This window comes from Chitinophagales bacterium (assembly GCA_019694975.1).
In the GTDB taxonomy this organism is placed as follows: Bacteria; Bacteroidota; Bacteroidia; order Chitinophagales; family UBA10324; genus JACCZZ01.
The window spans coordinates 133,174-146,139 of sequence record JAIBAY010000006.1 but is presented as its reverse complement, the minus strand read 5'-3'; the positions used below and the strand labels follow the sequence as shown (position 1 = coordinate 146,139).

At 46.4% G+C, this 12,966-nt stretch carries 11 protein-coding genes; 8 read left to right on the top strand and 3 right to left on the bottom strand.

Going from position 1 to position 12,966, the window contains the following annotated elements:
- Positions 1-6: 6 nt before the first annotated feature.
- Positions 7-204, top strand: a complete 198-nt coding sequence (locus tag K1X61_12225) for a hypothetical protein (protein MBX7109407.1) — start codon at positions 7-9, stop codon at positions 202-204.
- Positions 205-232: 28 nt separating this feature from the next.
- Here K1X61_12225 and K1X61_12220 read toward each other — a convergent pair whose 3' ends face one another.
- Complete coding sequence (locus K1X61_12220; protein ID MBX7109406.1) at positions 233-1,102, bottom strand: WG repeat-containing protein; 870 nt, start codon at positions 1,100-1,102, stop codon at positions 233-235.
- 151 nt (positions 1,103-1,253) lie between these two features.
- Between K1X61_12220 and guaB the strand changes: the two genes are divergently transcribed.
- Entirely contained in the window at positions 1,254-2,723 is a 1,470-nt protein-coding gene (gene guaB, locus K1X61_12215) for an IMP dehydrogenase (GenBank protein ID MBX7109405.1), read from the top strand.
- A 64-nt stretch (positions 2,724-2,787) separates the two neighbouring features.
- On the opposite strand, the gene K1X61_12210 is transcribed toward guaB, so the two are convergent.
- A complete protein-coding gene (locus K1X61_12210) occupies positions 2,788-4,266 on the bottom strand; it encodes a hypothetical protein (protein ID MBX7109404.1) in 1,479 nt (492 codons plus the stop codon).
- A gap of 677 nt (positions 4,267-4,943) precedes the next feature.
- Between K1X61_12210 and K1X61_12205 the strand changes: the two genes are divergently transcribed.
- The 4 genes from K1X61_12205 (at position 4,944) to K1X61_12190 (ending at position 11,118) form a co-directional block, all read left to right on the top strand.
- Positions 4,944-5,942, top strand: a complete 999-nt coding sequence (locus K1X61_12205) for an NAD-dependent epimerase/dehydratase family protein (protein MBX7109403.1) — start codon at positions 4,944-4,946, stop codon at positions 5,940-5,942.
- Between the two features lie 246 nt (positions 5,943-6,188).
- Positions 6,189-7,631 (top strand): aminotransferase class V-fold PLP-dependent enzyme, encoded by a 1,443-nt coding sequence (locus tag K1X61_12200; GenBank protein MBX7109402.1) that lies wholly within the window; start codon positions 6,189-6,191, stop codon positions 7,629-7,631.
- Between the two features lie 160 nt (positions 7,632-7,791).
- Positions 7,792-8,703, top strand: a complete 912-nt coding sequence (locus K1X61_12195; GenBank protein MBX7109401.1) for a PCMD domain-containing protein — start codon at positions 7,792-7,794, stop codon at positions 8,701-8,703.
- A 6-nt stretch (positions 8,704-8,709) separates the two neighbouring features.
- Entirely contained in the window at positions 8,710-11,118 is a 2,409-nt protein-coding gene (locus K1X61_12190; protein ID MBX7109400.1) for a TonB-dependent receptor, read from the top strand.
- 3 nt (positions 11,119-11,121) lie between these two features.
- Here K1X61_12190 and K1X61_12185 read toward each other — a convergent pair whose 3' ends face one another.
- Entirely contained in the window at positions 11,122-11,835 is a 714-nt protein-coding gene (locus K1X61_12185) for a TetR/AcrR family transcriptional regulator (protein ID MBX7109399.1), read from the bottom strand.
- A 200-nt stretch (positions 11,836-12,035) separates the two neighbouring features.
- Between K1X61_12185 and K1X61_12180 the strand changes: the two genes are divergently transcribed.
- Both K1X61_12180 and K1X61_12175 read left to right on the top strand, forming a co-directional pair.
- Positions 12,036-12,296: a zf-TFIIB domain-containing protein gene (locus K1X61_12180; protein ID MBX7109398.1), complete on the top strand. Its 261-nt coding sequence runs from the start codon at positions 12,036-12,038 to the stop codon at positions 12,294-12,296.
- Between the two features lie 16 nt (positions 12,297-12,312).
- Complete coding sequence (locus tag K1X61_12175; GenBank protein ID MBX7109397.1) at positions 12,313-12,966, top strand: VTT domain-containing protein; 654 nt, start codon at positions 12,313-12,315, stop codon at positions 12,964-12,966.

Here is a 12,966-nt window from a genome sequence, read left to right as displayed (position 1 = left end):
GGATGCTTGCCGGTCTCCGTTCGATCAGTCACCCCTGTTGTCTGGATTGGATTACTGTCAAGGATGCTCCGCATGATCTTCACGGAAGTCATCTGTGTATACAAAGTACTGACTGCCACGATCAACCTAAGCGAGGAACATTGCCTGACTGACATGCAGGCTGCCACGATCATTCATACATTCTTCCATGCCATACCGGCATGATTCATAACTGCAACGGAAAGGACACAACTCATTTGGCACAGGGCACACCATCATGCTCTACACATCTGCCTCTCGTATCAATATAAAATTGCCTGCCATCCATTTCCACCATGGAATATCCTCCCATGAAACTTCCCAACTTATCATAGATGAGCGGGATGACGATATTACCCTGCAGATCAATATAACCGCCTTTGCCTGCAATCATCACGCCTGCCAGGCCTTCTGAATAAGCAAATGCGTAATCATACTCAGGTTTGATAACTTCGGTTCCCTGCCGGTTAATAAATCCCCACTTGTTATCCTTGTTTACCGCTGCCAGGCCCTGTGTAAAATCGTCGATCTCCATGTATTTCAGGGGCACCACAAAATTGCCATGCAGGTCGATAAGGCCGGTATAGCCTTCTTTCTCCACCACGGCCAGTCCCTGTGAAAATGAAATGCCGGAGTCATAGATCAGGGGAATCACCACTTTGCCTGTTTTATCTATAGCACCATAGTTTCCCTGTTTGGCAACAAAAGCAACGCCTTCCACAAACTGATTCGCTTCATCATATTCAAAAGGCAATACGGTTTTGCCGGTCTTATCAATGTAACCCCAGGCTGTTCCGTTGGAAACACTTGCCAGTCCTTCTGAAAACGAAGTGGCTTCCGTGTACTGCAGCGGAATTACCTCTTTGCCTGTTTTATCTATAAAACCATACAATTCTTCGAGGCTGACGATAGCAAGGCCTTCGGAGAAAACATAGATCTCATCATATTTTGGTGCCATGATTACCCTGCCGGTGCCCGATTCTTTCATGCCGTACTTGCCGTTTTCTTCGAATGTTTCCAATTGCTGGGCAAAACCAAGGCCGCTGAGACAAAGCAACAGGGAAACAATTATTATTTTCTTCATACGATTCAATTTTTCAGGGCGCTAATATCTTTATAGTTTCGTTAATTCCCATCATCACCTGCATATTAAGCTCAAAACACGTAGCGCCTGTTGCAACATCATGTTGTATCCGAAGTAGTATCTTTGCCCAACTTTATTAAAACGTAATGATATGGCGGCAAACGCTTCCAAAATTCTGTTAGAAGGGTTAACCTATGATGATGTGCTGCTGCTGCCGGCTTTTTCATCGGTCCTGCCGCGCGAAGTTGATACGGCCACACAACTTACCAGGAACATCCGGATCAATGTGCCGGTATTATCCGCAGCCATGGATACGGTAACCGATTGGGAAATGGCTATCGCCATGGCCAGCCAGGGCGGCATCGGCATACTGCATAAGAACATGAGTATTGAACGGCAGGCCGAAGCAGTGCGCCGCGTGAAAAGAAGTGAGAGCGGGCTGATTATTGATCCCATTACACTCGAAGCGGATCAGACCATCGGCCAGGCGATGCATATCATGAAGGAGCATAAGATCGGTGGTATTCCTATCGTGAACAAAGAAGGATTCCTGGTAGGCATCCTTACCAACCGTGATTTACGTTTCGAGAAAAACACGAAACGGAAAATTTCGGAAGTGATGACAAAAGACAGGCTGGTAACCGCGCCGGAAGGGATGGATCTGAAGAAAGCCGAAGGCATCCTGCAGGATTATAAAGTGGAGAAACTGCCCGTCGTTGACCGGAAAGGAAAACTCAAAGGCCTCATTACTTATCGCGACATACTGAAACTGAAGAGCCATCCCAATGCCTGCAAAGATAAATATGGCCGGTTGCTGGCAGGAGCAGCAGTGGGTGTTACGGCAGATATGCTCGACCGTATCGCCGCACTGATTCATACCGGCGTGGATGTGGTTTGTATCGATACCGCTCACGGCCATTCAAGGGGAGTGCTCGAATCGGTTAAAAAAGTGAAGAAGCAGTTTAAAAATTTGGAGGTGATTGCAGGTAATGTGGCTACCAAAGAAGGAGCTCAGGCATTGGCGGAAGCCGGCGCAGATGCAGTAAAGGTTGGCGTTGGTCCCGGCTCTATCTGCACCACACGTATTGTAACCGGAGCCGGTGTGCCGCAATTATCCGCCATCATGGAAGCCGCCAAAGGGCTGAAAAAATATGGCGTACCGATAATTGCAGACGGAGGCATCCGTTATACCGGCGATATCGTGAAGGCAATTGCTGCGGGCGCCGACAGTGTAATGGCCGGTTCTTTGTTTGCAGGCGTTGAAGAATCGCCGGGCGAAACAATCATTTTTGAAGGCCGCAAATTCAAATCCTATCGCGGAATGGGTTCTGTGGAAGCGATGCAGGAAGGTTCAAAAGACCGCTATTTCCAGGATGCGGAAGATGATATTAAAAAGCTTGTTCCGGAAGGCATCGTCGGACGGGTACCGTTTAAAGGCACGCTCGCAGAAGTAATGGTTCAATGTGTCGGAGGATTGCGGGCCGGCATGGGCTATACCGGAGCGCCTGATATCCGCGCCTTGCAGCAGGCAGCGTTTGTACGTATTTCCACGGCTGGCATCCGTGAAAGCCATGTGCACGACGTGGTGATTACGAATGAAGCACCCAACTATAGCCGGTAATTGCAACGCAACAATAGCGGGCAAATGGAATAACAAGGAACCATTCGATTAAAGCGCGGCAGGTTCAATTAACCGATACACTCTTTTTCCTGCCCCTGATTCTATATACGCGCGATTGCGTTGACTGCCTCTTTAAAAGCAATGATAAAGGCTTCCCGGATATTTTACTCTCTATCCATGCTGAAACATAAAAGTATTTCGCCGGCAACGATTCTGCCGGTGTTGCAAATTGTGCCTGCATAGCAGCACGCGCCTTTTTCCATTGCGCTGCCTGTTCCTCAACATTATGGATTTTCAGCATTTTCTTTAACAGTGAAAGCAGGAACATTTCAAATGCATAGGATTTTCTTTTTGACCGAAGGAATTTCTCCGCCGCGGCAATTTTTGACTGTACCACACGGTGATTGCCTGATTCAAAATGTATCAGGATATCATCAATCTTGATTCCACTCATCAAATCATCATTGAAAGCGGAAGGTGTGGTATTGATGGCCTTATTGATCCACACCATGGCATCTTCAAACCGGCATTCCATAAAATATCCCTGTGCAATACGCTGCAGTGTCTGCACTTCAAACGTCTTCAGCATATTTCTTCCATACTGCCTGTATTCTTCCTCAAAGGCAGGTACCCTGCTCAGCAAGGTCTGAAACTGACCGGTAAGCAGGTAAATCAGGAACTCCTGGTGATAGCCATATTGAAAGATCAATGCGCGGTATTTTTCATGCACCGCTTTCATGTTCCGCATCTGTTCCAGTGCCGACATGGAAAGATCGAACCGGCCAAGTTTTCCCGCCACCACGGATTTGCGCTGCAGTGTTTTAATCCGGGCGGAGACGCTTTCTTCAAACAATACCGGGTATTCCGCAAAGAGAGCATCTATCTGCTGCAATGCTTCGTAGGCAACGTCATAGCGGTGTGCATATTTGTGCACGATGGCATGCAATGTGTAAAAATGAAATTTTGCCGATCCGGATAATGGCATGTCAGCGGTTGCAAGCAACGGATGTTTTAAAAACTGCTCATACCTTTTAACCTGCTCAGGGCTTCTTGCATAACCTGTCTCGGCACGAAGAACATTGAGGTCAATCCGTAAACGATGATAGGCATACAGGTTGTCAATCTTTTTCCTGAGCTCGTCAAAATCGCTGTTCAGCATCGTGCGTTCTGCCAGTAATTTTTCCGGGTTCTCCTCATCCGCCAGGAATTCATATCGCAGGCTGGTTAAATGAAGCAGGTAAGAAAACTTTTCCTTCTTGCCCGCAAATTCCATGGCCTTGTCAAGCAATTTGCGCCCCTGTTCTTTTAGCCCTTTTTTATGCAGGATCTCCACTTTACAGATCATTTTATTGATCTCCACATTGCTGCTTTGATAATACTGATCAAGCGCTTCCAGCAACTGGTGATAGAGGTAATGCTTTAAAAAAGGTAATTGCGAAGCTATTTTTCCGGGTAACTTTTTTTTCAGTATCCGCTCATTATACTCAGGCATCCTGTCTATGGCATCAAACAGCAACGCATAGCTGTTTTGATTTCCCTTCATATGAAAGGAACTCACCTTTTTAAAATATCCTTTCTCGGATTTGGAAAGGGACCTGATTAACTCATATAACTGATCGCGCGTCTCCATCAAAATCAAATAAAATCACATCACAAAACATTGATTTTCAAATCTTTAATTCTCATCTGCATTTGCTGCAATGCAAAGAATGCTCCCTTAAAGTTATGCATAAAAGTAACCACTGTTTCAGTTTAAGCCAATAAATTGCGCTGACAATCAACGGGATTTTTGTGATTGAGACCAATTTCAGCATGCAGTACTTTTAGTTCAGCTTACCAAACCCAAACCAACAATGAATCATCATTACACTTTTGATTACATTGCATGTTCCAAACCAAAAATGAAGTAAAGATGGCCACTAACTGTTTCTGATCATCACAGGAATCAAAGCCTGTCAATAAACACCAGATCATTGAAAGATGATAAGAAACACAGATGAATTAAATGGTGCTTTATTTCAAAGCCGCTTCTTGCAAGGAGGCGGCTTTTTAATTTTATGCTGACGTGACGGCCTGCATTGAAGTTATATTTTCCGTTGCATCCATCTATTTTCATTGCCGCAAAAATAAAAGGCATTCAGCTACTGCCGGCTGTGGGCGACTTAGTTTTAATGATTGAACAACCAGCATTGAATAATATTTTCCTATTTTTCAAAGTATATGCAGACTAAAAAATACTTCGTAACAGGTGCTACCGGTTTTGTAGGCGGGAAAATGGTTCGTTTGCTGCGTGCCAAAAATCATGATGTTGTCGCTCTTGTCCGCAACCCCGCCAAAGCAACTGATTTAAGCGATATCGGTATTACTGTGGCGGAAGGTGATGTGACCGAAAAGGAAAGCATGCGTGAACCCATGAAGGATTGCGATGGTGTATTTCATATTGCAGGCTGGTACAAGGTAGGTGTACGCGATAAAACGCCGGGGCAGCAGATTAATGTTAAAGGCACGCGCAACGTGCTGGAACTGATGCAGGAACTGCAAATTCCAAAAGGTGTTTATACCAGTACGCTCGCTGTCAATTCCGATTCGCACGGAGAACTGCGCGATGAATCATTTCATTTTACCGGCAGGCATCTCAGTGAATACGACCGCACAAAAGCCATGGCACATGCTATTGCAGATGAATTTATCCGGAACGGTTTACCATTAGTTATTGTCATGCCGGGGCTGATATACGGGCCCGGTGATACCAGCATGAGTGGAAATTCAATGCGCAGCTACCTGCGTAAAAAATTACCGATGCTTCCGAAACAAACTGCTTATTCCTGGGCGCATGTGGATGATATCGTGAACGCACACTGGCTGGCAATGGACAGAGGAAGGACAGGCGAAACCTATATCATCTGCGGGCCACCACACACGCTGGAAGCGGCATACCATCTTGCAGAAAAAATTACCGGCATCAAGACACCGTTGTTTGTTTCTCCCAAACTGTTATCGGTATCATCGGCTATGGCTGCCGTAGCTGAAAAATTAATAGCATTGCCTGAATTATATTCCGCTGAAACATTGCGGGTGGCCGCAGGACATACATACCTCGGTAATAATTCAAAAGCCATACAGGAGTTAGGTTATGCACCTCGTCCGCTGGAAACCGGGTTGAAAGAAACCCTGCTGTATGAAATGAAAGAGATGGGATTAAAACCAAAAGATGCATGATGCGCGCAGGTGCACATTTGATGATATAAGAAGCTATCTCAAAATACCCGGAGTCATCCTCAACTTGTTGCAGGATCTCTTCAATTCATTGACAGATGTCGAAATAAATTCGGCATGACCGCATTGATTGCCTATTTTGAGATAGCTTCTCAATTCAATGATGGAATGATTTTTTTGCGAATGACCGGTGAAACATAAAATCACCATAAAGTTTAAAACCAATACAAGCAGCCCTATCCTTTCAGCATGATCCGTAATCAACTTGAGGCACTTGAAAAAATTTCGCGTCAGCTGGAGCCTGTTGCAGGCAAACGTGAAGCAGTGCGGAAAAAAGTGATAGACTATACGGAGGGTTTTATCAATCATATTGAATCCATCAAAGCATTTGAGCTGCAGGATGATACCGTAACAAACTTATTCTCCTTTCCTGTTGCCGAAGATCCGGTTGATATCGAAGCCGTCATTTCATTGCTGAAAAATCATGTGGATCACACCGGCCTCAATCCTGCTTCCGGTGGTCACCTCGGATATATTCCGGGTGGCGGCATTTACTACGCCGCACTCGGCGACTACCTCGCTGATGTTTTTAACCGGTATGCCGGTGTTTACTTCGCAGGCCCGGGTGCTGTGCAGATGGAAAACATGCTCATTCAATGGATGGCAGACCTCGTTGGCTATCCGAGGGAAGCCGCCGGTAACCTCACCTCCGGTGGCAGCATCGCCAACCTGATGGGCATTGTTTGTGCCCGTGATGCATCACAAATCAAGGCACGTGATTTTGAGAAGGCGGTGATTTACCTCACAGCGCAGGTGCACCATTCAGTGGAGAAAGCCATTCGAATCGCAGGGCTCCGAGAATGTATCATCCGCATTGTGCCGGTAGATGAAAATTACCGGATGAAAGCGGATGATCTCGAACGGATGATTGTGCTGGATAAAACAAGCAGGTTGCTCCCTTTCCTGGTGGTCGCTTCCGCAGGCACTACAGATACCGGTGCCATCGACCCGCTCGATGCCACAGGCTACATCGCTAAAAAACATGAGCTGTGGTTTCATGTTGATGCTGCCTATGGCGGATTCTTCAAACTCACCGCAGAGGGAAATGAAAAACTGAAAGGCATTGAACAAGCCGATACCCTGGTGATCGATCCGCATAAATCATTATTTCTTCCTTACGGCACCGGCGTTATGCTGGCAAAAAACCGCAGTCAGCTGCAGGCTTCCCATCATTATTTTGCCAACTACATGCAGGATGCTTTGCAGGCAACGGCAGAAATTTCGCCGGCTGATATTTCGCCTGAACTCACCAAACATTTCAGGGGCCTTCGCATGTGGCTGCCGCTGAAATTGCTGGGCGTGAAACCATTTCGTGCATGCCTGGAAGAAAAATTATTGCTGGCGAAATATTTCTACGAAGCAGTGCAGCAGCTTGGATTTGAAGTGGGTCCGCCGCCACAGCTGTCTGTTGTCACTTATCGTTACATACCCAAAAACGGCGATGCGAATACGTATAACAAAGAATTGCTCGAAGCAGTGCAGCAAGACGGACGCGTCTTTATCTCATCCACCATTTTAGATGGCAGGTTTACGCTGCGCGCTGCCATTGTTTCTTTCAGAACACATCTGTCAACCATTGATCTCCTGTTGTCAGTGCTGCAGGAAAATGTAAAACGGCTCAATGCCAGGTGAAGTGCATTGCATGACAGTACAGCTGCCGGTGGTAACAGCGGCGGTAACTGTAATCTGATTACAAATTTTTCAGCAGCCGGTATCTTAATCATCGCGGTTTGCACTGCGCTCATGATCCTATATACTTTTTCTTAGATTTGCTATGACCAATCACTATCCAATGATCAAACAATTACTTTGCCTGCTTTGCAGCACGGCTGTATTTTTTATGATACTGAGTACACCAGTTGCTGTCAACGCACAAAATCCAACGCCCAATGCCGGCTTCGAAGACTGGACGCTCACCAATTTATTCAACACCAGTTTTTATGTACCCAACAGCTGGGATAATCTTGATTCCGCCTCCGCCTTCATCGGCTTTCTCACCTGCCTGCAGACAACTGACAAGCACAGCGGAAATTTTGCTGTTAAATTGGTGACCACTGCTGTAACAAGCATCAATGATACGGTAAATGGCATCGTAACAACCGGCCAGCTTATCATCACACCGCCGTATGGCATACAGGGCGGCATTCCCTACCATGAACGCCCCGACAGTATTGCCGGCTGGATGAAATACACTCCTGTTGGCGGAGATTCAACGCAGATTCAGTTCGACCTGCTGGCCAATAATGGCGATACCATTGGCACTGCACTGGCAAAAATCGGTGCAACAATAACGAGCTACACACGGTTTACCGCGCCGGTGAAATATAAATCCGCTGCAACGCCCGATGTATCACGGTGGATGATCTCTTCCAGCAACGGTTACAAAGCGATGCCCGGAAGCACTTTGCTCATTGATGATCTTTCCCTGCTTTTCACTACGGGCATTCACACGATAGAAAGCAGCTCTGGCATGCAGCTCATCAATTCGCTGGTAACCAATGAAATCATCCTTTCCAATCCTAAACATCTCGAAGGCCAGCTGTTGCTTTATAATGCCATGGGTGCATTGGTTGCAACATTTCCTGTTAAGCAGTCATCCGAACAAATCCGGCTCCTGCATTTAGAAAATGGAATCTACTTCTGCCAGGTCAAGAGCCACGAATGCGCCAGCCTGCTCCGCAGGAAAATCATCGTGCAACAATAATTCCGCATGAAACAAATAAGTGTATTGCAATACTTATCTATTGTGAAAATTGCGGCTGCCTGCTGTCTCTTCATCCCTGCTGTGGCTTTCAGCCAGGCAACAGCAACGTTAAAAGGCCTGGTGCTCGACGGGCAATCGCATGAAGCGGTGATTGGCGCCAACCTCTTCCTGCTTTCCTCCAAAGCAATCGGTACATCAACTGACCAGGAAGGAAAATTCACATTGTTGCTGCCACCCGGAAATCAGACACTGGTCTGTTCTTACCTTGGCTACGTCAGTGATACGTTCACCGTTGTGCTGGAAGAAGGAAAGACCAGTAGCTACAACGTGCTGCTAACGCTGGAATCGAAACTGCTCGACAATATTGTTGTTTCCGCCGGTAAGTATGAACAACGGCTGGAAGATATCACCGTATCCATGGAATTGCTGAAGCCGAAGATCATCGAAGCGCGCAATACCACCAATGTGACGCAGGTGCTGGAACAGGTGCCCGGACTTAACATACTGGATGATGAACCGCAAATCCGCGGTGGCAGCGGCTTCGCATTTGGTGTTGGCACACGCGTGTTATCCATGATCGACGGCATTCCCATCATTACCGGCGATGCCGGCAAGACCAACTGGAGTTTCATTCCCATAGAAAATCTTAACCAGGTGGAAGTGATTAAAGGCGCTGCTTCCGTGCTGTATGGCTCCTCTGCACTCAGCGGCACCATCAATTTTCTCACTGCTTATCCAACAGCGCCGCATGAAACAAAGATCCGTTTGTACTCAGGATTTTACAGTGCTCCTTCCAATGCTGCTGCCAAATGGTGGAATGGTGCCGCGAATTATTCAGGCCTTAACATGAGTCATGCCATCAAGACAAAGCTCTTTGATGTAATGCTTGGCGGCCAGCTTTTATATGATCATAATTATATCGGCCCGCCGGTGGTTGATCCTTCACTTCCCTTTTCACAGGACAGCCTCAGCAACAGTGATATCGGCGACCGTTCCGGCAGGTTCAATTTTAATTTCCGTTACCGGCCCGCCAACGTGGATGGATTATCAATGGGGCTGAACGGCAATGTGATGCTCGAACATTCCAACTTCTCGCTCGTGTGGGGCGACGACAGCGCAAAAATTTACCGTGCTTTTCCTTCCACACTCACTATCTCCGATTCATGGCAGTTCTATCTCGATCCCTTTATCACTTACTACAAGCCATCCGGCCTGCGGCACCAGGCGAAGGCACGTATCTATTTTACCAACAGTGATAATTCCAATTCGCAATCCACGAGTTCTGAAAATTATTATGCCGAATACAATGTCTCCAAAGCACTCGCTGATATTGGTGCGATGCATTTTACGGCCGGATTTGTTACCAATCAGTCTTATGTGCATGCCGAATTGTATTCCAGCAGCGGTCTGCCCGACAATCACCTGCAGAACTACGCACTGTTTGTGCAGCTTGATAAAAAATTCTGGGACGTGCTGAATATCTCGGCCGGTTTCCGTGGTGAATATTTCCAGATAAATGCCACGGAAAATACGGTGAAGCCCATCGTGCGTGCCGGGCTCAACCTGCAGCTGGCCAAGAAATCATTTCTCCGCTTTTCCTATGGACAAGGTTACCGTTATCCCACCATCACCGAAAAATATATTAGTACGTCAGTGGGTGGCATTACCATCTTTCCCAATCCTGACCTGCAACCCGAGACAAGCTGGAATGCCGAATTGGGTATCAAGCAGGGATTCCGCATCGCACAGTTCATGGGCTTCGTAGACCTGGCTACCTTTTGGCAGGAATATTTTAACACCATTGAATACAACTATGCTTTATGGGAACCACAGCTGGCAGGTTTTAAATTCGTAAATACCGGTCATACGAGAGTGCGTGGCATTGAGTTATCGCTGAGCGGCGATGGACAACTTTCACAGGCCGTAGGACTCACGGTGATGGCCGGTTATACTTACACGCTGCCACAGGCTGTGGAACCACATTTTGAGTATGCCTATGATAATCCGTCGGAAGGCTTCATACCAAAGCCACTGAGCTATGTTTCCACCAGTTCCGACACCACCAATTATATTCTGAAGTACCGCTTCCAGCACATCTTTAAAGTAGATGCGGAAGTATCCTGGAAATCATTTGCACTGGGCGCCAGCGAACGTTACTACAGCTTCATGCAAAATATTGATCAGACTTTCTTCGACCTTGATCGTCCAGGATTGTTGCCAACCGGTATCACTAACTACCGTGAAGTGCATAACGGCGGAACCTGGGTGATGGATATGCGCCTCGGCTATATCATTAAGAAAAACTACCGCATAGCGATTGTAGCCAGTAATATTTTCAACAAAGAATATTCATTGCGCCCGGTGAAAATTGAATCCATGCGGACTATCGCATTGCAACTGAGAGCAGATATCTGAAAATTACAGCCTGGGCTTTTTCGCCTTTAGCTGAATCGCCGGCTCCTTTTTCAGGCAACTCATCACCATGCTTTCCAGGAAACCAACTACCTGTTTCGCATCCGGTTTTTCCCCGAAATCGGTGAGGGCAGGAAGATGCAGCATAAAAAATTTCTGAAAATGTGCCATCTCCAGCAAAGTACTGGATAATGACCTTGGATAACGGTATTTGGGATTGATTTCTTTGAAGATATCCGCTATCCGGGCGCATAAATCCTTGTAGGGTTGAAAAAGCTTTGCCTTGTTGTCATCGTACACCTTTTTCGTCAGGTAGGATTTCACACCTTCCACATTCACGATCTCATATAACTTTTTCCTGTCGATGAAATCGTTGCTGAAGTCCTTTGCTTCTTCGCTCACGAGTAACTGAATAATGCGTTTCAGTTTCAGTTCCGGATCCGGGATATTATTCGTGGAAACCATTAACTGGTATTCCAGCCAGCTCCAGTACCAGCTCACCAGGTACATCAGCAGCCGGTGTTTATTATTAAAGTAGCGGTAGATGCCGGCTTCCGTGGTGCCAATTTCATCAGCGAGCTTTCGAAAAGTGAATGCTTCAAAACCCACGTTATGAATAAGGTCTACGCTGTAACGGAGAATTTTCTTTCCCAGCTCCGACTCGTTGGGATCTCTCAGGAAAAGCTTATCGTTTACCCGGATGACAACCTGTAATTCCATACAAATTTTATTTAACAGCGCAAATTAGTGAAACTTTTTTAAAAGATAGTTGTATAACTATAAATAATAGCTTTACTATCATTCTAAATAGTTTTATTACCTTTGACAAAAATGAACCACCTCATGATCCATTGCCTGATAGGCCATTGCGTTTCCGTACGCCGCGAAAAACAGCATCATTCACCTCAAAATCCATTCATATGAACTGTCCGTCCTGCAACACCACCCTTGTAATGTCACAGCGCCAGCAAGTTGAAATAGATTATTGCCCCAAGTGCCGCGGAGTCTGGCTCGATCGCGGCGAACTCGATAAAATCATCAGCAGAAGCTTTCACCAGGATGATCAGGAATCTGATGGTGGCAGCCGTTATGATAGAAGAGCTGATGAAGACAGGCGCAGCGTACCGAAGCACTACGGGAAGAAAAGAGAATCCTTCCTGAGCGATCTTTTTGATTTTTAAAAAAAGACAGCATCGAATGGAAAGCCTTCATGATTTTTTTGAATTGATACTGAATTCTAAAAAGCTCATTCACTATGGCGGACTCAGCCTGATAGTATTGATTGTGTTTATCGAAACAGGCCTGTTCTTCGGGTTCTTTCTGCCCGGCGATTATCTGCTTTTTACCGCAGGATTGCTTTGCGGCACACAGGATCTGGAGGTGGGGATTTTTACCCTGCTCACTTCGGTTACGGTTGCAGCCATTGCCGGCGATTATGCAGGTTATGCTTCCGGAAAACTGGCGGGTGACAAACTATTCCAGCGCGATGACTCTTTACTTTTTAAGCGGTCGCACCTCGAGAAGACAAAAATCTTCCTGAAAAAGTACGGTCCGCAATCGTTGATAGCCGGCAGGTTCTTGCCGGTTATCAGAACCTTTGCGCCGATTCTCGCAGGGGCCGCACAGGTTGATCTGAAAAAATTCACACTTTATAATATTTCCGGGGCCATTCTTTGGGTCTGGTCGTTGATTCCATTAGGTTATTTTCTCGGCTCCAGGTATCCCGGCATAATCGATTATATCGAATACATCATTATTGCTTTAATCCTGCTCACGACTTCAGCTTTGGTTCGTGAAGTATACAAGTCAAAGCGAATGAAATTAACTCCTGCAAACAACACGGTCCGATAA

What these genes read in the sequence shown, in the direction of transcription:
- K1X61_12220 (MBX7109406.1), bottom strand. Translation starts at nt 1,102, where the DNA reads ATGAAGAAAATAATAATTGTTTCCCTGTTGCTTTGTCTCAGCGGCCTT.
- guaB (MBX7109405.1), top strand. Translation starts at nt 1,254, where the DNA reads ATGGCGGCAAACGCTTCCAAAATTCTGTTAGAAGGGTTAACCTATGAT.
- K1X61_12210 (MBX7109404.1), bottom strand. Translation starts at nt 4,266, where the DNA reads ATGAAGGGAAATCAAAACAGCTATGCGTTGCTGTTTGATGCCATAGAC.
- K1X61_12205 (MBX7109403.1), top strand. Translation starts at nt 4,944, where the DNA reads ATGCAGACTAAAAAATACTTCGTAACAGGTGCTACCGGTTTTGTAGGC.
- K1X61_12200 (MBX7109402.1), top strand. Translation starts at nt 6,189, where the DNA reads ATGATCCGTAATCAACTTGAGGCACTTGAAAAAATTTCGCGTCAGCTG.
- K1X61_12195 (MBX7109401.1), top strand. Translation starts at nt 7,792, where the DNA reads ATGATCAAACAATTACTTTGCCTGCTTTGCAGCACGGCTGTATTTTTT.
- K1X61_12190 (MBX7109400.1), top strand. Translation starts at nt 8,710, where the DNA reads ATGAAACAAATAAGTGTATTGCAATACTTATCTATTGTGAAAATTGCG.
- K1X61_12185 (MBX7109399.1), bottom strand. Translation starts at nt 11,835, where the DNA reads ATGGAATTACAGGTTGTCATCCGGGTAAACGATAAGCTTTTCCTGAGA.
- K1X61_12180 (MBX7109398.1), top strand. Translation starts at nt 12,036, where the DNA reads ATGAACTGTCCGTCCTGCAACACCACCCTTGTAATGTCACAGCGCCAG.
- K1X61_12175 (MBX7109397.1), top strand. Translation starts at nt 12,313, where the DNA reads ATGGAAAGCCTTCATGATTTTTTTGAATTGATACTGAATTCTAAAAAG.